The organism is Ruegeria sp. BHSA162, from assembly GCF_059613385.1.
Genome location: NZ_JBXWSK010000062.1, coordinates 1 through 19,768 on the forward strand (window position 1 = coordinate 1; position 19,768 = coordinate 19,768).

Below are 19,768 nucleotides of genomic sequence, written 5' to 3' on the forward strand. Positions count from 1 at the left end.
GTGAAAACCACATGGGCTGCCCTGATTGCCGAGGAACTGGACGTGGATCTGGATCAGGTCACCGTTCTGCACGGACCTGCGGCGGCGGCTTATTACAACTCGGCCCTGATCGGCGAGAGCCTGCCCAACAAGGGCTATGACGTCTCGAACTTCCAGCACAATCTGGGCGAGGCCCTTGGCGTGATCGGCAAAGCCCTCAGCCTGCAGGTCACCGGCGGCTCGACCTCGATGAAGGACGGGTTCGAGCGAATGCGCGCGGCTGGTGCCTCCGCCCGCGAGACGCTGAAACAGGCCGCCGCCGACCGACTGGGGGTGGATCGGGCTCAGTTGAAGACCGCTTCGGGTCACGTCATCGCGCCTGATGGAAGCAAAATCGCCTATACCGAGCTGGCCGCCGATGTGTCGCAGGTGGAACCCGTCGAAGCTCCGCTGCGCGACCCGTCCGAGTGGCGCTATCTGGGCCGGACCCTGCCGCGTTTGGACATGGTGGAAAAGGCCACCGGCACCGCCCAGTTCGGCGTTGACGTGCGCTTGCCCGGCATGAAATTCGCCAGCGTCCGGATGAACCCCAGGCTGGGCGGCCAGATGAACGGCTTTGACGACAGCGCCGCCAAGGCAATGCCGGGTGTCGAAAAGGTTGTCGATCTGGGCAACGGTGTTGCGGTGATCGCCACCAACACCTGGCTGGCCAACCAGGCGGTCGAGGCCATCGACGTCGATTGGGGCGAGGCCCCCTATCCGCCCGAAACCGACGCCATCTTTGCCGAGATCGCCAAGGCCTTCGACGCGGATCCGAACTCGACCATGCGCGATGACGGCGATGTCAGCATCGTTCCCGAAGGCGCGACCGTGATCGACGCTGAATACACTGTCCCCTACCTGGCCCACGCCACGATGGAACCGATGAACGCCACCGCGCTGTTCACCGGCGACGCCTTGGAACTGTGGTGCGGCAACCAGGCCCCCACGCTGATCCAGTTCCGCGTTGCCAACACGGCCGGTTTGGACACCGAAGCCGTCCAAATCCACACCACCTATCTGGGCGGCGGGTTTGGTCGCCGCGGAGAGCTGGATTTCGGCGACATCGCCACCAAAGTGGCCATGGCGATGCCCGGCACTCCGGTCCAGACCACCTGGAGCCGCGAAGAAGATATGCGTCACGACTACTACCGCCCCGGTGCGATGGCGCGGATGCGCGGTGCGGTTCAGGATGGCAAAGCAGTGCTCATCGATGGTGCGGTCGCCGCGCAGTCCTGCACGCAGCAAGCCGTTGAGCGCTATACCGGAATGCCCGGCGCTGGCCCGGACAAGGTTCTGGTCGAAGGGTTCTTCAACCAGCCCTACGCGGTGCCCAACTATCGCATGAGCGGCCATATCGCCGACCTGAAGATCCCGGTGGGTTTCTGGCGCTCGGTCGGCAACAGCCACAACGGTTTCTTCCACGAGACCTTCATCGACGAGATGGCTCATGCCGCCGGACGCGACCCGCTGGAGTTCCGGCTGGAGCTGATGCGCGACGAACACGCGCCCTCGGCCGGGTGCCTCGAGGCGGTGCGCGACATGTCCGACTGGACGGGCAAGACCCCCGATGGCGTGGGGCGCGGCGTGGCCTTCACCTACAGCTTCGGCACCCCGGTCGCGCAGGTGATCGAGGTGACCGACGAAGACGGCACCATCCGCATCAGCAAGGCATGGATCGCCTGCGACATGGGGCTGGCGCTGGACCCTGAAAACGTCAAGGCGCAGATGTTCGGCGGCATGATGTATGGCCTGTCGGCGGCTTGCTACGGCGAGATCACCTTCGCCGATGGCGAGGTCGAACAGATGAACTTCCCCGACTATGACGCGCTGCGCATGCACACCGCGCCGCAGGTTGAGGTTCAGGTGTTGGAAACCAACCGCTTCATGGGTGGCGCGGGCGAGCCCGGCACGCCGCCCTCGATGCCGGCGCTTGGCAACGCGCTGTTTGACCTGACCGGCCAGCGCGCTCGGACCCTGCCGCTCAACAAGCAGTTCAACCTGCTGGTGTGAAACGAAAAAAGACCGGCGCGGTGATTGTCGCGCCGGTCTTTTGAAGAAATCTGAAAGCTGACTTTTAGGCCGATTGCCGCACCGGCGTCGGCATGGCGCCTGCCGACCAAGCCCGCACCGCGTCGCCAAAAGCCTGAAACAGGGGCCGCGACACCGGGTCATTCGCCGCATCCCATTCCGGGTGCCACTGAACCGACAAGGTAAAACCGGGCGCATCCTGGATATAGATCGCCTCGGGTGTACCATCCGGCGCGTGGCCGTCGATCACCACGCTCTTGCCCACCGTCTTGATACCCTGCCCATGCAGCGTATTGGTCATCACCTCGCTGGCGCCGAACAGTCGGTGGAATACCCCGCCCTCGGTCAGATTGACCACGTGGCGCAGGGCGAATTTCTCTTCCAGAGTGCCATCGGGCGGCATGCGGTGGTTCATCCGGCCGGGCAGATCGCGGATTTCCGGGTACAGAGTGCCGCCCATGGCCACGTTGACCTCCTGGAAACCCCGGCAGATGCCCAGAAAGGGCTGGCCGCGCTCGACGCAGGCCCGCACCAGCGGCAGGGTGATCGCATCGCGCGCCCGGTCGAATTCACCATGCGCGTCAGTTGCCGACTCGCCGTATTCCTCGGGGTGAACGTTGGGGCGGCCACCGGTCAGAAGGAACCCGTCGCAAACCTCAAGCAGTTCGGCCACGTCGACATAACGCGGGTCGGCCGGGATCAGCAGCGGCAGACAGTTCGAAACATTCGCGACCGCGTCCGAATTCATCGTGCCCCCGGCATGGGTGGGGTACTGGTCGTTCATCAGATACGAATTGCCGATGATGCCAACGACGGGTCGGGACATTGTGCTACCTTGCTGTTTTACTTGAACTGGTCGGAAATTATCCGCCCCTTCAGTAACGTGCAAGAAAACACGCCCTGCACCATGGCGCAAGGACGTGTTCAGATACGCACACAATGTTCCCGATTTCCGCAGAGCGCTGGATCGATTTCCCGAAAGAGGCGGCCTCGGCGGAACGGCGCTTCTTCAGATCAGGTCTCGCCAGTCAGCCCGGAGGCCTCGATCCCTGCCATGGCGGCAGCGGCATCGTTGTCCGAGGTGTCGCCGGTTACCCCGACAGCTCCGATCACGGCACCCTTGCGGTCGCGCAAAAGCACGCCGCCCGGAACCGGAACGACCTGCCCGCCATAGACCCCGTTCACCGCGGCCATGAAATAGGCCTGCGCCTCGGCCCGCTGCATCTGGGCGGTGCCTGCCATGCCCAGCATGACCGAGCCATAGGCCTTGCCATGGGCAATCGCGAACCGGCCCGGGGCCGCGCCGTCCTCGCGCTCGAAGGCGATGACATGGCCACCGGCGTCCAGCACCACCACCGACAGGGGTTTCAGGTCCATCTCGCGCCCTTTCTCAAGGGTTTTGCGAATGATGGTGCGGGCCTTTCTGAGTGAAACCGACATGATTTTGTCCTCTGTCTGCGGTGGTCTGTCCCGGTTCTAGCCCTGACGGGCCTTCAGTTCCAGCCGCCGCGCATGCAGGACCGGCTCGGTATAGCCCGAGGGCTGCACCCGCCCCTTGAACACCAGATCACAGGCGGCCTGGAAGGCGATGCCGTCGAACCCCGGCGCCATGGGCCGATAGGCCGGGTCGCCTGCGTTCTGGCGGTCAACCACGGCGGCCATCTTCTTCATCGCCGCCATCACCTGATCGGCGCCGATCACGTCGTGATGCAGCCAGTTGGCCAGCGCCTGGCTTGAAATCCGGCAGGTGGCGCGATCCTCCATCAGACCCACGTCGTTGATGTCGGGCACCTTCGAGCAGCCGACGCCCTGATCGACCCAGCGCACGACATAGCCCAGGATGCCCTGCGCGTTGTTCTCGATCTCGCGGGTGATTTCATCGTCGCTGAGGTTGCGGCCGCCCAGCAGCGGGATGGTCAGCAGATCGTCAAGCGTGCCGCGCGGGCCTCCAGCGGCGATCTCATCCTGACGGGCCAGAACATCCACCTTGTGGTAGTGGGTCGCGTGCAGGGTCGCTGCGGTGGGCGACGGCACCCAGGCGCAGGTCGCACCGGCCATGGGGTGGCCGATCTTGGCCGCAAGCATCTCGCCCATCCGGTCGGGCATGGCCCACATACCCTTGCCGATCTGCGCCCGGCCCTTCAGCCCACAGGCGAGCCCGATATCGACATTGCGATCCTCGTAGGACTGGATCCAGGGCGTATTCTTCATGTCGCCCTTGGGCAGCATCGGCCCGGCCTCCATCGAGGTGTGGATTTCGTCCCCCGTCCGGTCGAGGAACCCGGTATTGATGAAGGCCACGCGCGATTTCGCGGCGCGGATGCACTCCTTGAGGTTTACCGAAGTCCGGCGTTCCTCATCCATGATGCCCAGCTTCACGGTGTTGCGCGGCAGGCCCATAATGTCCTCGACCATGTCGAAGATTTCGACCGAGAACGCCACCTCTTCGGGTCCGTGCATCTTGGGCTTGACCACATAGACCGAGCCGTGGACCGAGTTGCCGCCATCGCGCTGCAGGTCGTGCATCGCGATCAGCGTGGTGCACAGCGCGTCCATCAGCCCCTCGCCGATCTCGTTGCCCTCGGCGTCCAGCACGGCGGGGTTGGTCATCAGGTGGCCCACATTGCGCACCAGCATCAGCGACCGGCCCTTCAGGCTGCCGGCCGATCCGTCGGGCCGGGTAAAGGCGATGTCCTCGGCCAGTTTGCGGGTAAATGTTCGGCCACCCTTCGAGACCTCTTCGGTCAGATCGCCCTTCATCAGGCCCAGCCAGTTGCTATAGGCCACGACCTTGTCCTCGGCATCGACACAGGCCACCGAGTCTTCGCAGTCCATGATGGTGGACAGGGCCGACTCCAGGCGCACATCGGAAATGCCCGCCGGGTCCGAGGCGCCAATGGTGCTGGACGGGTCGATCATGATCTGGACGTGCAAACCGTTGTTCTGCAGCAGCACGAAGTCCGGGGCCTCGGCCGCGCCGCCGAAGCCCACGAATTTCCCGGGATCAGCCAGCGCCGGGACCAATGCGCCGCCTTCGACCTTCAGACCGGACACATCGGCCCAGCTGCCTTGGGCCAGCGGTGCGGCCTCGTCCAGAAACGCCTTGGCCCAGGCGATGACCCGCGCACCGCGGGCCGCGTCATAGCCGCCCCCCTGCGGCAGGTCGCCCATCGCGTCGGTGCCATACAGCGCGTCATACAGGCTGCCCCAACGGGCATTGGCCGCGTTCAGAGCAAAACGCGCATTGGTGATCGGCACCACCAGTTGCGGGCCGGGCGTCGCGGCGATCTCGGGGTCGACATTCGCCGTGTCGATCTGGAAATCGGGGCCTTCATCCAGCAGATAGCCGATCTCGCGCAGGAACGCCTGATACTCGGCCATGTCGATGGGTTGCCCTTTGCGCGCAAGGTGCCACGCGTCGACACTGCCCTGGATATCCGAACGCTTTTGCAGCAAGGCGCGGTTTTTCGGGCCAAACTCGGACACCATCCGCGAAAGACCGGCCCAGAATGCATCGGGCTCAACGCCCGTTCCGGGAAGCGCGCGTTCCTCGATGAAATCAATCAGAACCTGATCTACGTCCAATCCGCTCCGGATAGCTCTGCCGTTCATGACTCGAATCTCCTGCCCATCGTGTGCCGTTGTATGCAGTCTTCAATTAGGGGCATTGTTTCCGATAGGCAACTTGCCGCTGCATCAATCCGCCTTCCAATTCCGCCTGAAACAGCTTCAAACCGTGCAAGGTAATGCCGCCCCGACCCGCCTGCTTGCAGCGCCACGGCGATCCTCCTAACGTCGCGCGGGAACACACCGACACGAGGCCCCAGATGCGCGACGCCGCCCCCACCACGATCTACCTGTCCGACTATTCGCCCTTCGGTTTTCTGGTCGACAGCGTTCACCTGACCTTCGATCTGGCCCCGCATGCAACGCGCGTGACTTCGCGCATCGCGTTCCGGCCCAATCCGCAGGCCACCGACCGCACGTTTTTTTTGCACGGTGAAGAGCTGAAGCTGATCCGCGCCAGCATCGACGGCACCCCGATCACTCCTGACGTCACCGACAAAGGCCTGACCGCCAGCGTCCCCGATGCCCCCTTTGTCTGGGAGGCCGAGGTCGAGATCGACCCCGGCAACAACACTGCGCTCGAAGGGCTTTACATGTCGAACGGCATGTATTGCACCCAGTGCGAGGCCGAGGGGTTCCGCAAGATCACCTTCTATCCCGACCGGCCCGACGTGATGACCACCTTCACCGTGCGTATCAACGGCGACCTGCCGGTACTGCTGTCCAACGGCAACCCGACGGGCAAGGGCGAAGGCTGGGCCGAATGGACCGACCCCTGGCCCAAACCCGCCTATCTGTTCGCGCTGGTCGCCGGTGATCTGGTTGCCCATTCCGACAGTTTCACCACCAAATCGGGGCGGCATGTGGAACTAAATCTGTGGGTCCGCCCCGGGGACGAGGGCAAATGCGCCTTTGGCATGGAGGCCCTGAAGCGGTCGATGAAATGGGACGAGGATGTCTATGGCCGCGAATACGATCTGGACGTGTTCAACATCGTCGCCGTGGATGATTTCAACATGGGCGCGATGGAGAACAAGGGGCTGAACATCTTCAACTCGTCGGCGGTGCTGGCCAGCCCTGAAACCTCGACCGATGCCAATTTCGAACGGATCGAGGCGATCATCGCGCATGAGTATTTCCACAACTGGACCGGCAACCGCATCACCTGCCGCGACTGGTTCCAGCTGTGCCTGAAAGAGGGGCTGACCGTGTTCCGCGACGCACAGTTCACCTCGGACATGCGCTCGGCAGCGGTCAAGCGCATCCATGACGTGATCGACCTGCGCGCGCGCCAGTTCCCCGAGGACAACGGGCCGCTGTCGCACCCCGTGCGCCCCGAAAGCTTTCAAGAGATCAACAACTTCTACACCGCGACCGTCTATGAAAAAGGCGCCGAGGTGATCGGCATGCTGAATACGCTGGTGGGGGACGAGGCCTATTCCAAAGCGCTGGATCTGTATTTCCAACGCCATGACGGGCAGGCCTGCACGATCGAGGACTGGCTGAAAGTGTTCGAGGACACGACCGGCCGCGACCTGACCCAGTTCAAGCGCTGGTACAGCCAGTCCGGCACGCCCCGGGTGAAGGTCGAGGAGGATTGGGCCGACGGCACATATACCCTGACCCTGTCCCAGACCACACCGCCCACGCCCGGCCAGCCCAAAAAGCTGCCGCAGGTGATCCCCGTGGCCGTGGGCCTGCTGGGCCCCAATGGCGACGAGGTGCGCGGCACCGAGGTCCTGGAACTGACCGAAGCGCGCCAGAGCTTCACCTTCGAGGGGTTGTCCGCGCGGCCCGTCGCCTCGATCCTGCGGGAGTTCTCGGCGCCGGTGATCCTTGAACACGACCGCCCAAACGCCGAACGCGCGTTTTTGTTGGCCCATGACACTGATCCGTTCAACCGCTGGGAGGCCGGGCGGACGCTGGCGCAGAACAGTTTGCTGCGCATGATCACCCAGGACGCGGCCTCCGATGCCGAATATCTGGATGGCCTGCTGGCGGTTCTGCGCGACGCCGATCTGGACCCGGCCCATCGCGCGCTGATGTTGGGCCTGCCGACCCAGTCGGAACTGGCCGCCGCGCTGCACGAACAGGGCGAAACGCCCGACCCGATGGCGATCTGGCGCGCGGTCGAGACCCTGCGCCAGGCCACCGCCCAGCACATGCAAGACCTGTTGCCCCGCCTGCACTCCGAGGCGCTGGTCGACGGCCCCTATTCGCCCGATGCCGAACAGGCGGGCAAGCGCGCCCTGGGCAGCGCCGCGCTGGCCCTGACCACCCGGCTGGACGGCGGGGCGATGGCGGCCGAGGTCTATGCCAAGGCCGACAACATGACCCTGCAGCTTAGCGCTTTGTCCTGCCTGCTGCGTGCTGGCAAAGGTCAGGCGGAACTGGCGGCATTCTACGACCAATGGCGCCATGACCGGCTGGTGTTGGACAAATGGTTCGGGCTTCAGGCCTCGCTGGCCGCCCCGGACGATGCGCCGCGGATCGCCCGCGCCCTGTCCGAGCATCCGGATTTCAACTGGAAGAACCCCAACCGGTTCCGTGCGCTGATGGGTGGGCTGGCAATGAACCATGCCGGGTTCCACCACGCCAGCGGCGAGGCCTACGACCTGCTGGCCGACTGGCTGATCCGGTTGGACCCGGTCAACCCGCAGACCACCGCGCGCATGTGCACCGCCTTCCAGACCTGGAAACGCTATGACGCCGACCGCCAGGACCTGATCCGCGCCCAACTGACCCACATCGCCGAAACCCCGAACCTGTCGCGCGACACGACCGAGATGATCTCGCGCATCCTCGGGGCATGACGGCGCCCGAGGGCTCCGGGTTTCGCTTTACCCGACACAACCGGTCGCCCCGCAGCATCGCCATCCTGGCCGCTGTCTATGCGGGGCTGCTGGCACTTGTGCTGGTTTTCGGCGCGGCCTGGTGGCTGATCGGGTTGCTGGCGCTGGGCACCCTGCCCGCGTTGTGGGACGTGCTGCGCGACACCGATGCCGGGCTGAACCTGGACCCGGCCAAACTGAGCTGGCATTCGGGCGCGCGGCAGGGCGAGATCGACCTGACCGAGATCGACTTCTTCCGCTTCGACACGCGCTGGGATTTTTCCGTGCGCGTGTCGATTGTGTTGACCAGCGGCAAGCGGTTGCGCCTGCCGGACGAGTCCCTACCGCCGCACAAACAGCTGGAACAGGCGCTGCAACAAGCCGGCTTCCGGGTTGATCGGCACCATTTCACGGTTTTCTGAAACGATTCACGGAATCCGCGTAGATTGATCCTGTCTGATCCATTGAAGCAGAAAGTTTAATGTTAGAATCCTTGAACTGGTCACAATTCCGGTTCAGAATTCATCGCTAGTTAACAAGTTTGTACAGTTTCGAGTGTTTTCGATGTTCCGGTCGTTCTGGGCAGGTCTTGCCCGCATCAATCCCATATCAACTCACGTGGCTCCGGTTTCGGACGCGGGTTCCCGCTGTCTGGAAGATGTCGGGCGTCTCAATATTCCCGTTGCGGAACTGGGTGCGGCTGACCTGATCGGGCGGGACATGATCGAACGCGGGCGCCATCTTGCTCGGCAGGATCGTTGGGCCGAACTGTCAACCGAGATCCGGGCCGCGGACCAAGCGCGGACAACAGCCCCGGACGGGCTGCCCATCGCCGATCTTCTGGCATTTGGCGCGCGATCGGATGTTGTCCTGGCCGCCGAACACGCGCTGTCCGACGGCGGTGCGATCGCCGAGTACGACCTGCTTGGCGGTATTTCCGAGCTTGAGGGTGTGAAACAGGATCATCCCGATGATCCGATGATTGCTCTCATCGTCGCTCTGGCCCACATCGATCTGGCATGGGCGTGGCGTGGCACGGCTCTGGACGCGGCGCTACCGCCGCTGCATCGTTCACGCTGTGCTGCACATTTTGACCGGGCTGCAGCCATCCTGCCCGAGTGCCGCAAGGCGCTGCCGGACAGCCCTGTGGTCGCCGCCGCCGACTGTGCCCTGCTGGCTGGTCAGCGCACCCAGCGGGCCCGGGTGGCGGATCAGTACGAACGCCTTATTTCGCTGGATCCGCGAAACCATCGACACATGCGCGCGATGGGCAGCCACCTGCTGCCGCGATGGTTCGGCAGCTATGAAGAGCTTGAGGTGCAGGCCCTGCGCAATGCCGCGAACACGCGCGACACGTGGGGTGCCGGCGGATACACGTGGGTTCAGTTCGACGCAATTGCCTTGGATGAACAAGCCTGCGCGCGGCTGGACGTCGAGTATTTTCTGGAAGGTCTGCGCGACATTGTGCAACGGATGCCGGACCAGCAAACGATCAACCTGCTGGCCTCGTATTGCGCGATCACGGTGCAGAATGGGTTCGGTCTGGACGACAAGGCCGATCTGGTCCGGTGCCAGATCCGGGAGGCCGCCCAATGGCTGATCCGCGATCATTTGACCGAACTGCACCCGCTCATCTGGGCCCACGCGGCCAACGGGTTCAACAACTCGGTCCGCGTCAACTCACCCGAGCGGTTCGCGGCACGTGGACAGCGTTACGCTTTGCGCGCCATCGGTGATCTGTTCCGCGAGGAATTGCGCAACGGGACCGACGTGACCTTCACGCCTTCAGGTCTGCAACTGACCAGCCACTGAGAATTGCGTCTCGGCGCCCTTTGCCCCTTGCCCCTTGGCCTTGCCGGGCATAATACCCATGCCTGAACTTCTGCGGAAATGAGGCGCGCCATGCTCGACTTGACCTATGAACTGCCCAAACCCAAGACCATTGCCGGTGCCAAGCACGACTGGGAACTGGTGATCGGGATGGAGGTGCACGCGCAGGTCTCGTCCAATGCCAAGCTGTTCTCGGGGGCATCGACCAAATTCGGGGCCGAGCCGAACTCGAACGTGTCTTTCGTGGATGCGGCCATGCCGGGCATGCTGCCGGTGATCAACGAATTCTGCGTGGAACAGGCAGTGCGCACGGGTCTTGGCCTGAAAGCGCAGATCAACCTGAAATCGGCCTTTGACCGCAAGAACTATTTCTATCCCGACCTGCCACAGGGCTACCAGATTTCCCAGCTGTATCACCCGATCGTGGGCGAAGGCGAAGTTCTGGTGGAACTGGGCGACGGCACCGCGCGCATGGTGCGCATCGAGCGTATCCACATGGAACAGGACGCAGGCAAATCGATCCACGACATGGATCCGAACATGTCCTTCGTCGACCTGAACCGCACCGGCGTTTGCCTGATGGAGATCGTCAGCCGCCCCGACATCCGCGGCCCGGAAGAGGCCGCCGCCTACATCGCCAAGCTGCGCCAGATCATGCGTTATCTGGGCACCTGCGACGGCAACATGCAGAACGGCAATCTGCGGGCCGACGTGAACGTGTCGATCTGCCGTCCGGGCGACTATGAGAAATACATGGAAACGCAGGACTTTTCGCACTTGGGCACGCGTTGCGAGATCAAGAATATGAACTCGATGCGTTTCATCCAGCAGGCCATCGAGGTCGAGGCGCGTCGCCAGATCGCCATCGTCGAGGCCGGCGGCAAGGTCGAGCAGGAGACCCGCCTGTATGACCCCGACAAGGGCGAAACGCGCTCGATGCGGTCCAAGGAAGAGGCGCACGACTATCGCTATTTCCCGGACCCCGACCTGCTGCCGCTTGAGATCGAGCAGGCTTGGGTCGATGACATCGCCGCCAAGCTGCCCGAGCTGCCGGACGAGAAAAAGGCCCGTTTCATCAACGATTTTGGCCTGACCGACTATGACGCCTCGGTGCTGACCGCCGAGGTTGAATCGGCCGCGTACTTCGAAGAGGTCGCCAAGGGTCGCAACGGCAAGCTGGCCGCGAACTGGGTCATCAACGAGCTGTTCGGCCGCCTGAAGAAAGACGACCGCGACATCACCGACTCGCCGGTTTCGCCCGCGCAGCTGGGTGAGATCATCGACCTGATCGCCTCGGACGCCATCTCGGGCAAGATCGCCAAGGACCTGTTCGAGATCGTCTATACCGAAGGCGGCGACCCGGCGCAGATCGTCGAAGAGCGCGGCATGAAGCAGGTGACCGACACCGGTGCCATCGAGGCTGCTTTGGACGAGATCATCGCTGCCAACCCGGCCCAAGTCGAGAAGGCCAAGGTGAACCCAAAGCTGGCCGGCTGGTTCGTCGGACAGGTGATGAAGGCCACCGGCGGCAAGGCCAACCCCAAGGCGGTCAACCAGTTGGTTGCGCAGAAGCTGGGCCAATAAGGTCTTTCTTTCCATTTGTACAGGCCCGGCAGCCGGGTTTGCCCGGTTGCTCAAAGTTTTACCCGGAGTTCTTGACGCCTTCCAGGCTCGAGGCGGCGCTTGACTCGGGCGGCCGGTTGCGGCCTTTGTCTTGGCCAGAGAGGTAAGGTGCCATGCAGAACAGATTTGACCAGGAGCTGGAGGACCGGCTGGTTCGCTACGCTGCTATCGACAGCCAGAGCGACGAAAACTCACCCACCACCCCCAGCACGGAAATCCAATACGACATGCTGAACCTGCTGCGGCAGGAACTGACCGAAATGGGCGCGCAGGATGTGACCATGACGGACTATGGCGTCGTTCTGGCCACCATTCCGGGCACCGCGCCGGGGCCGACTATCGGCTTTCTGGCCCATGTGGACACTGCACCGCAGTTCAACGCGACCGGGGTCAAACCGCGAGTCATCAAAGGCTACAATGGCGGCGACATTACCTTTCCCGACGATCCGTCACTGGTGCTGTCCCCGGCCGAGCATCCCTATCTGGCCAGCAAGGTCGGTGACGACCTGATCACCGCCTCGGGCGCCACGCTGCTGGGCGGCGACGACAAGGCGGGCGTGTCGATCATCATGACGATGGCCCGGCACCTGCTGGCCGATCGGACGATCGCGCATGGACCGATCCGCATCGCCTTTACCCCCGACGAGGAAATCGGCCGGGGCGTAACCGAGGCGCTTCCCAAGGATCTGGGCGCCGACTTCGCCTATACGCTGGATGGGCAGCAACTGGGCGAGATCGAATACGAGAGCTTCTCGGCTGACCGGGCGGTGATCCGGATCGAGGGCGTTTCGATTCACCCGGGCCTGGCCAAGGACAAGATGGTGAACGCGACCCATCTGGCGGCCAAGATCGTGCAGACGTTGCCGCAGGCCACCATGACCCCCGAAGTCACCGACGGGCGCGAAGGGTTCATCCACGTGACCGACCTGAACGGCGGCTCGTCCGAGATGGAGATCAAGCTGATCCTGCGCGATTTCGAGATGGACGGGCTGGAAGCCAAGGGCGAGTTGGTGCGCAAGGTCTGTGATGCAGTACAGGCCAGCGAACCGCGCGCCAAGATCAGCGTCGAGATCAGCCACCAGTACCGCAACATGCGCTATTGGCTGGAAAAGGACATGACACCGGTGGATCTGGCGTGCGAGGCCTGCCGTGACATGGGGATCGAGCCGGTCTCGGTTCCGATCCGCGGCGGCACCGACGGGTCGCGCCTGACCGAATTTGGCACCCCCTGCCCCAACATCTTTACCGGGATGCAATGCATCCACGGGCCGCTGGAGTGGATCTCGGTCCAGGACATGGCGGTGGCGACCGAGCTGTGCCTGAAGATCGCCTCAAAGGCGACGCATGGGGAAAGCAACAGTCGAGGCTGAAATTCGCCGGGGCGTGAAGTTTTCTGTTCCCCGTCCCGGACGGAACGATACATTGCCCGCCAACACCAGTTCAGGAACCATTGATGCAGCGTTACGAATACAAGGTCGTCCCGGCCCCCAAGAAAGGCACCAAAGCCAAGGGGGTCAAAACACCCGAGGGCCGGTTTGCCGTCACCATCGAGCATTTGCTGAACGAGTTGGGTGCGAAAGGCTGGGAGTACCAGCGCGCAGAGCTGCTGCCCAGCGAGGAGCGGGTCGGCCTGACCGGGTCCGCCGAAAACTGGCGCAATGTTCTGGTGTTTCGCCGTGCGGTCGAAACCGAAGTCGCCAACGACGACGTCGCCGCACTCCTGACCCCGCCAGAAGCGGATGACACTCCACTGGCACGACCGGTTCCTGGCCCGGACGATGCGGCTGCGGCCGGTCAAGTCGAGGCTCCGGCCCGCATCGCGCAGGACCATGACGACCCGCCGCTGACGCTGAAGCCGGCCAAGTCAGAAGATGCCCCCAAAGCGGATGCCGAGGAAGAGAAAGAAAAGCCCGACAGGTAGGCGAAGGCCGCGTCAGGCCGGCGCGGCACCATAGGCGTTTTCGGCCTGCTCGCTGGGTTGAATGTAGAAATACAGAAGGATCAGCGTACCGATCAGCGGAATCAAACCGATCAGGATCCACCAACCGGACCGCCCGGTGTCATGCAGACGGCGCACACCCACCGCGATGTTCGGCACGATCACGCCCAACGAGACTAGCCACGACAGCGGTTGACCGGCTTCCGAAGCGAAGGCATCGAAGCCCAGCAAAGGCGCCACCACCGCACCGTCTATCAACTGTGTGACAATCAGCACCAGAAAGATCGCCAACACCCACCACCAGAACTCGGAGCGCGGTGCGCGCCCTTGAAAGGTTGCGTATTTTGACAGCACCGTACGAACGGCGTGGCTCATCTGTTCCATAGTTTCCTCCGCGCAAATCACGGGAAACATAGCAGATTATTCGAAAAAACCGACAATAATCGAAAAAGTCGGGCGAAAGGCTTTAGTCACCGATGTCCAAAGCCAGGGCGTGGATACGCGGAACGATGTCGCCGAGGGCCTTGTGAACGGCCCGGTGGCGCGCAACGCGGGACTGCCCCTGAAACGCTTCAGCGCGAATGCGGACGTTAAAGTGGCTTTCGCCGCCTTCCTGAAACCCTGCGTGGCCGCGATGGCGTTCACTGTCATCCACGACTTCCAGTTCACGCGGGTTGAACTCGGCCTGCAGTCGCTGGCGGATTTCGTCGGTCACGGTCATTTTTACGCTCAGCGGCAAATATTTTGCCGCGCCCCTCTTCTACTTTCGATCACTTAGATTAAACTGCTGCCTCCGAGTCGAAAAGACGCGTTCATGAGGATGAGCATATGGTGAAACCAGATCCCTTCGGATTCGACATGTCGGTGTCCAGCGCCAAGAAGAAAAACCCGCGCGGGCGTCGGGGCATGTCGGGCGCGTCCGAGACCTCGACCCGGGTCTGTGACCACGAAGGATGCCAGGAAGCCGGCAAGTTCCGCGCGCCCAAGGCACCGGATGTGCTGGACGACTTTTTCTGGTTCTGCCAGCAGCACGTGCGCGAATATAACCAGAAGTGGAATTTCTTCGACGGCACCACCGAGGCCGAACTGAACGCCCAACGGTCGAAAGACAAAGTGTGGGAGCGCGAAACCAAGCCGATGGGCGATCCCGAGGCGCGGGCTTGGGCCCGGCTTGGCATCGAAGATCCGCATCAGGTTCTGGGCGAAAACGCGACCAAGAACCCCGGTCGGGCCGCAACAGGCCGTCGTCTGCCGCCTACTGAGCGTCGTGCGATCGAAATCCTCGAAGCCAAGGACACCTGGACCAAGGCCGAGGTTCGCAAAGCCTACAAAAAGCTGATCAAGGTGCTGCACCCGGACATGAACGGCGGCGACCGCAGCCAGGAAGAACAGCTGCAGGAAGTCGTCTGGGCCTGGGATCAAATCAAGGACAGCAGAAACTTCAAATAGCGGTTTTAGTGCGCGAATGTATCGCGTAACGCAGCAGCTTCGGGGCGTTTTAGGCAACGTACGCGCGTTTGCTCAAAAGCGGATGCCGCGTTTCGCAGTTCGGGAAATAGCACACGGAGTTCCTCGGCATCCTCCCGATCGAAGGACATCACCGCCATTTCACCTAAAAACAGACTTTCAGTTGGCAAACCATTCGACAACAGTATCGCGTGGCGACAGCAAGCAATGTGGTAGTATGTAACGGGATCATAAGTATTTACTTGGCGAATTGTTTGTTCGTTAACGAGATGAACTGCCGCGGCGAAAACTTTTGGCTCTCCAAACAGCAACTCTGCGCGCCAACCATCCACGACAATCCTATGTTGTGGAGAAACGTACAAATCTCGGTCAGGCAGTCCTTTTCCGAATGCACCTTTCTGAATGCAAACCGGACGTAACTGGGGGTTTCGCTTCAAAGCTTCTGCCTGCAGGGTCTTCTCTCCGATCCACTCGATGCGTAGCAGTTCACCACTGGAAGCGCGCACTTTGTCACCAACAGCGAGTTCCTCAACAGCGCGACAGCCACTTTCAGTTTCAATCAATGTCCCTTTCACGAAACACGGCACCGTTCCAGCGGGCAAGCTAACGGTTACCCCAATCGAGGCATTGTTGCCATTTCCAGACCCGCTGGAGGCTCTGACGATCAAACTCAGAGTTGTATTTGGGGGAACAATAACCCCCGGCTGCAGGTCCACTGTTAGTAAACCAGCACTGGAAATCGTAACCGAGTAATCTGAAGGGGAAAGAGGTCCGTCATCTGTTACAGATACAAACCAAGACGCTGGCTTGTTGGAGTTGTAGTCCACAGAAAATGTGTCCGTGTTCGGAGGAAAGAAAATCCTCGTTGGACCGGTAATTACTAAAGCCATGGCAACCTTTTTCTCAAACTAAGTCCGAAATAGTGTACCACCTCCACAACACATTTCAATATCTGCACGTGACGAGCCGCAAGTTGTGAAGATTTCTTGTGGCATTTGCCCGAGGTCACTTTCCAGTTCGCCGAAAGTGTTGCCCTGCCTAGTTTCTACACGTCCTTAGGATGACGCTGAATCCAGAAACTGCCATCTCGACGTCTGGTATTGCCACCTGACAGTTCAGGCTCGCGACTAGCAAAGAAATCTGCTGTGTACTTGAGCAACTTGCAAAAAGCCCCATGAGACCATTTTTCATATGTCTGATAAGGTCATTTTCAACATTTGGATTATTGAATACTTACCTGCATACAGCATTTCCGACACATGGATCGGCATGTGCGTCCGAACTGGCCGCAGTGCCATTGTTGACAAACGCGGCTTGACCTGCACCTGGTACGCGTCGCGACCAAGGATCGCCCGCACGTCAATAGGGCCAGTTTGAAAGAAAAACCTGCTCACCTTTCCAAGGGGGCCGCTTTCCCTTGCCCTTATCTGCAATATGTTGCACCACACACGGGTTCAAACCCGGCAAAACGGGCCAAAGGATAAGGACAAGGCGCATGGCTGACGGATCGACCGATATCAACGCAAAACCCACCGAAGAGATCTCGGTCCGTGACGTGTTCGGGATCGACAGCAATATGTCCGTCAAAGGGTTCGCCGAAAGCAGCGACCGCGTGCCGGCAATCGACCCTACCTACAAGTTTGATCCCGAAACCACGCTGGCAATTCTGGCCGGGTTCACCCACAACCGCCGGGTGATGATCCAAGGCTATCACGGCACCGGCAAATCGACCCATATCGAGCAGGTCGCTGCGCGACTGAACTGGCCTGCAGTGCGCGTCAATCTGGACAGCCACATCAGCCGGATCGACCTGATCGGCAAGGATGCGATCAAGCTGCGCGACGGCAAACAGGTGACTGAATTCCACGAAGGCATCCTGCCCTGGGCGCTGCGCAACCCTGTGGCCATCGTGTTCGACGAATACGATGCCGGCCGCGCCGACGTGATGTTCGTGATCCAGCGGGTTCTGGAGCATGACGGCAAGCTCACCTTGCTGGACCAGAACGAGATCATCACGCCGAACCCCTATTTCCGCCTGTTCGCGACCGCCAACACCGTGGGTCTGGGTGACACCACCGGCCTGTATCATGGCGTTCAGCAGATCAACCAGGCCCAGATGGACCGCTGGTCGCTGGTGGCGACGCTCAACTACCTCAGCCACGACGCCGAGGTGATGATCGTTCTGTCCAAGGCGCCGCATTACAACACCGAAAAAGGCCGCAAGACCGTCAGCCAGATGGTCACCGTTGCCGACCTGACCCGGACGGCGTTCATGAACGGCGATCTGTCGACCGTGATGAGCCCGCGTACCGTTATCAACTGGGCGCAGAACGCCGAGATCTTCCGCGACGTGGGCTACGCCTTCCGCTTGTCTTTCCTGAACAAATGCGACGAGTTGGAACGGCAGACCGTTGCCGAGTTCTATCAGCGTTGTTTTGACGAAGAACTGCCGGAAAGCGCGGCCAGCGTGAGCCTGGGTTGATGGCATCGATTGCGCCCAGATCGGGCGCAACGCCCCCGGCGGGGACATCGGGGGCCAGATGAAGACGGGGTCCGGCCACTTTAACCGGGCGTCGGGCCTAAGGGCGTGAGTGAGGGCTGATAGATATGGCGCAGAAGAACGACAACCCTGCTGATCCGTTCAAGAAGGCTCTGGCCGAGGCGACCAAGGTCATGGCCGATGATCCCGAGTTGTCGGTAAGCTATTCCGTCGACCCGTCGGGCCTGTCCGGAGACTCGATGCGCCTGCCGCAGGTGTCACGCCGAATGACACGCGAAGAGGTTCTTTTGGCGCGGGGCACCGCAGATGCCCTGGCGCTGAACCGTCGCTACCATGACGATGCGACGCATGCACGATATGCGCCTCCGGGAGATATGGCGCGCGACCTCTATGAAGCGATGGAAACCGCCCGGTGCGAAGCGATGGGCGCCCGGGACATGCCCGGCACGGCTTCGAACATTGACGTCAAGATCGGCCACGAGGCGTTGCGGCGCGGCTATGACCAATGCAAGCAACCCTCGGAGGCACCGCTTGCGGTGGCGGCGGGTTATCTGATCCGTCATCTGGCGACCGGGCGTGATCTGCCCGCTGCAGCCGAGAACGTCATGAACCTGTGGCGCGGATTCATCGAGGAACAGGCCGGCGGGGTGTTGGAGAATCTCGACGAGGTGCTCTCGGATCAGGCCGAATTCGCCAAATTCACCCGCCAGATGATCAAGGATCTGGGCTATGGCGACCAGTTGGGTGACGACCCGGACGAACTGGACGAAGATCAGGAAGATCAGGCCGAGGAAGACGCCGAAGAACAGCCCGATCCGGACAGCACCGGCCAGGACGACCAAGACGACCAGGACGCCGACGCGACGCCCGAGCAAACTCAGGAAGAGCAACAGGATCAGTCTCAGGCGCAGGTCTCGATGGACGAGATGGCCGAGGACGAGATGGGTGAAGAAGCCGAGATGCCCGAGGGCGAAGCGCCTTTGGAGCCGCCTGCCCCTCCGCCCGCCTCCGAGGCCGATCCGGACTACATGGTCTACCTGAACACACATGACGAAGAGATTGCGGCCGAGGACCTTGCCGAACCCGCCGAACTGGAACGGCTGCGCGCCTATCTGGATCAGCAGCTCGAGCCGCTGAAGGGCGCTGTAAGCCGCTTGGCCAACAAGCTGCAGCGCCGCCTTCAGGCACAGCAGAACCGCAGCTGGGAGTTTGACCGCGAAGAGGGCATTCTGGATGCCGGTCGGCTGGCGCGGGTGGTAGCCAACCCCACGACACCGCTCAGCTTCAAGGTCGAGAAGGATACCGAGTTCCGCGACACCGTGGTGACGCTGTTGCTGGACAATTCTGGCTCGATGCGTGGACGGCCGATTTCCATTGCAGCGATCTGCGCCGATGTTTTGGCCCGCACGCTGGAACGGTGCAACGTGAAGGTCGAGATCTTGGGCTTCACGACGCGGGCATGGAAGGGTGGACAAGCGCGTGAGGCGTGGCTCAACGACGGCAGACCGCAGCAACCCGGCCGCCTGAATGACCTGCGCCACATCGTCTACAAGGGCGCCGACGCGCCTTGGCGCCGCGCACGGCCCAACCTTGGCCTGATGATGAAAGAAGGCCTGCTGAAGGAAAACATTGACGGCGAGGCGCTGGAATGGGCCCACCGCCGGATGTTGGCGCGTCGTGAACAGCGCAAGATCCTGATGGTGATCTCGGATGGCGCTCCGGTCGATGATTCAACACTCAGCGTGAACCCCGCCAACTACCTTGAGAAGCATCTGCGCGATGTCATCGCCATGGTCGAAAAGCGCAAGATGGTCGAGTTGCTGGCCATCGGTATCGGCCACGACGTCACCCGCTATTATGATCGCGCGGTCACGATTACCGATGTCGAACAGCTGGCAGGAGCGATGACCGAGCAATTGGCCGCGCTGTTCGACAGCGACCCGCGCGCGCGGGCCCGCGTGA

The 19,768-nt window shown here is 61.9% G+C and carries 16 protein-coding genes; 10 read left to right on the forward strand and 6 right to left on the reverse strand.

The window, feature by feature from the left end; translation table 11 throughout:
- Positions 1–2,031, forward strand: a 2,031-nt coding sequence (locus AC2FM5_RS14855) for a molybdopterin cofactor-binding domain-containing protein (RefSeq protein WP_496736512.1), incomplete at its 5' end; no start/stop codon positions are given.
- A gap of 64 nt (positions 2,032–2,095) precedes the next feature.
- On the opposite strand, the gene AC2FM5_RS14860 is transcribed toward AC2FM5_RS14855, so the two are convergent.
- The 3 genes from AC2FM5_RS14860 to AC2FM5_RS14870 form a co-directional block, all read right to left on the reverse strand.
- Complete coding sequence (locus AC2FM5_RS14860) at positions 2,096–2,875, reverse strand: gamma-glutamyl-gamma-aminobutyrate hydrolase family protein (protein WP_093964872.1); 780 nt, start codon at positions 2,873–2,875, stop codon at positions 2,096–2,098.
- Between the two features lie 188 nt (positions 2,876–3,063).
- Complete coding sequence (locus tag AC2FM5_RS14865) at positions 3,064–3,489, reverse strand: GlcG/HbpS family heme-binding protein (RefSeq protein ID WP_496736514.1); 426 nt, start codon at positions 3,487–3,489, stop codon at positions 3,064–3,066.
- Positions 3,490–3,525: 36 nt separating this feature from the next.
- Positions 3,526–5,661 carry a malate synthase G gene (locus tag AC2FM5_RS14870; RefSeq protein WP_496736516.1) on the reverse strand — a complete coding sequence of 712 codons (2,136 nt, stop codon included), beginning with the start codon at positions 5,659–5,661 and terminating at the stop codon, positions 3,526–3,528.
- Positions 5,662–5,876: 215 nt separating this feature from the next.
- Between AC2FM5_RS14870 and pepN the strand changes: the two genes are divergently transcribed.
- From pepN to AC2FM5_RS14900, 6 genes are all read left to right on the forward strand, one after another.
- Positions 5,877–8,429 (forward strand): aminopeptidase N, encoded by a 2,553-nt coding sequence (pepN, locus tag AC2FM5_RS14875; RefSeq protein ID WP_496736518.1) that lies wholly within the window; start codon positions 5,877–5,879, stop codon positions 8,427–8,429.
- Entirely contained in the window at positions 8,426–8,869 is a 444-nt protein-coding gene (locus AC2FM5_RS14880) for a hypothetical protein (protein ID WP_170340328.1), read from the forward strand. Before pepN ends, AC2FM5_RS14880 begins: the two co-directional genes overlap by 4 nt.
- Before the next feature lie 142 nt (positions 8,870–9,011).
- Positions 9,012–10,259, forward strand: a complete 1,248-nt coding sequence (locus AC2FM5_RS14885; RefSeq protein WP_496736520.1) for a hypothetical protein — start codon at positions 9,012–9,014, stop codon at positions 10,257–10,259.
- Positions 10,260–10,349: 90 nt separating this feature from the next.
- Positions 10,350–11,861: an Asp-tRNA(Asn)/Glu-tRNA(Gln) amidotransferase subunit GatB gene (gatB, locus tag AC2FM5_RS14890; protein WP_496736522.1), complete on the forward strand. Its 1,512-nt coding sequence runs from the start codon at positions 10,350–10,352 to the stop codon at positions 11,859–11,861.
- A gap of 152 nt (positions 11,862–12,013) precedes the next feature.
- Positions 12,014–13,270 carry a peptidase T gene (gene pepT, locus AC2FM5_RS14895; RefSeq protein ID WP_496736524.1) on the forward strand — a complete coding sequence of 419 codons (1,257 nt, stop codon included), beginning with the start codon at positions 12,014–12,016 and terminating at the stop codon, positions 13,268–13,270.
- A gap of 83 nt (positions 13,271–13,353) precedes the next feature.
- A complete protein-coding gene (locus AC2FM5_RS14900) occupies positions 13,354–13,821 on the forward strand; it encodes a DUF4177 domain-containing protein (RefSeq protein WP_496736526.1) in 468 nt (155 codons plus the stop codon).
- Positions 13,822–13,833: 12 nt separating this feature from the next.
- Here the strand turns inward: AC2FM5_RS14900 and AC2FM5_RS14905 are convergent, their stop codons facing one another.
- Together AC2FM5_RS14905 and AC2FM5_RS14910 are read right to left on the reverse strand one after the other, a co-directional pair.
- On the reverse strand, positions 13,834–14,223 hold the full coding sequence (locus tag AC2FM5_RS14905; protein ID WP_480636395.1) for a DUF805 domain-containing protein: 390 nt from the start codon (positions 14,221–14,223) through the stop codon (positions 13,834–13,836).
- Positions 14,224–14,305: 82 nt separating this feature from the next.
- Entirely contained in the window at positions 14,306–14,560 is a 255-nt protein-coding gene (locus tag AC2FM5_RS14910) for a BolA family protein (RefSeq protein ID WP_480636397.1), read from the reverse strand.
- Between the two features lie 107 nt (positions 14,561–14,667).
- Between AC2FM5_RS14910 and AC2FM5_RS14915 the strand changes: the two genes are divergently transcribed.
- A complete protein-coding gene (locus AC2FM5_RS14915; RefSeq protein ID WP_170340931.1) occupies positions 14,668–15,288 on the forward strand; it encodes a J domain-containing protein in 621 nt (206 codons plus the stop codon).
- Positions 15,289–15,293: 5 nt separating this feature from the next.
- Here the strand turns inward: AC2FM5_RS14915 and AC2FM5_RS14920 are convergent, their stop codons facing one another.
- Entirely contained in the window at positions 15,294–16,196 is a 903-nt protein-coding gene (locus tag AC2FM5_RS14920) for a Hint domain-containing protein (protein ID WP_496736529.1), read from the reverse strand.
- 605 nt (positions 16,197–16,801) lie between these two features.
- On the opposite strand from AC2FM5_RS14920, the gene cobS reads away from it, so the two are divergent.
- Positions 16,802–17,788, forward strand: a complete 987-nt coding sequence (gene cobS, locus AC2FM5_RS14925) for a cobaltochelatase subunit CobS (protein WP_093964859.1) — start codon at positions 16,802–16,804, stop codon at positions 17,786–17,788.
- Between the two features lie 125 nt (positions 17,789–17,913).
- The coding region (gene cobT / locus AC2FM5_RS14930; protein ID WP_496736531.1) for a cobaltochelatase subunit CobT at positions 17,914–19,768 on the forward strand (1,855 nt) is incomplete at its 3' end.

Excerpts from the sequence above, each read along its gene's own strand:
- AC2FM5_RS14920 (WP_496736529.1), bottom strand. The coding sequence starts at position 16,196 with ATGGCTTTAGTAATTACCGGTCCAACGAGGATTTTCTTTCCTCCGAAC.
- AC2FM5_RS14910 (WP_480636397.1), bottom strand. The coding sequence starts at position 14,560 with ATGACCGTGACCGACGAAATCCGCCAGCGACTGCAGGCCGAGTTCAAC.
- AC2FM5_RS14885 (WP_496736520.1), top strand. The coding sequence starts at position 9,012 with ATGTTCCGGTCGTTCTGGGCAGGTCTTGCCCGCATCAATCCCATATCA.
- AC2FM5_RS14880 (WP_170340328.1), top strand. The coding sequence starts at position 8,426 with ATGACGGCGCCCGAGGGCTCCGGGTTTCGCTTTACCCGACACAACCGG.
- AC2FM5_RS14865 (WP_496736514.1), bottom strand. The coding sequence starts at position 3,489 with ATGTCGGTTTCACTCAGAAAGGCCCGCACCATCATTCGCAAAACCCTT.
- pepN (WP_496736518.1), top strand. The coding sequence starts at position 5,877 with ATGCGCGACGCCGCCCCCACCACGATCTACCTGTCCGACTATTCGCCC.
- AC2FM5_RS14905 (WP_480636395.1), bottom strand. The coding sequence starts at position 14,223 with ATGGAACAGATGAGCCACGCCGTTCGTACGGTGCTGTCAAAATACGCA.
- AC2FM5_RS14860 (WP_093964872.1), bottom strand. The coding sequence starts at position 2,875 with ATGTCCCGACCCGTCGTTGGCATCATCGGCAATTCGTATCTGATGAAC.
- cobS (WP_093964859.1), top strand. The coding sequence starts at position 16,802 with ATGGCTGACGGATCGACCGATATCAACGCAAAACCCACCGAAGAGATC.
- AC2FM5_RS14915 (WP_170340931.1), top strand. The coding sequence starts at position 14,668 with ATGGTGAAACCAGATCCCTTCGGATTCGACATGTCGGTGTCCAGCGCC.
- AC2FM5_RS14870 (WP_496736516.1), bottom strand. The coding sequence starts at position 5,661 with ATGAACGGCAGAGCTATCCGGAGCGGATTGGACGTAGATCAGGTTCTG.
- AC2FM5_RS14900 (WP_496736526.1), top strand. The coding sequence starts at position 13,354 with ATGCAGCGTTACGAATACAAGGTCGTCCCGGCCCCCAAGAAAGGCACC.
- pepT (WP_496736524.1), top strand. The coding sequence starts at position 12,014 with ATGCAGAACAGATTTGACCAGGAGCTGGAGGACCGGCTGGTTCGCTAC.
- gatB (WP_496736522.1), top strand. The coding sequence starts at position 10,350 with ATGCTCGACTTGACCTATGAACTGCCCAAACCCAAGACCATTGCCGGT.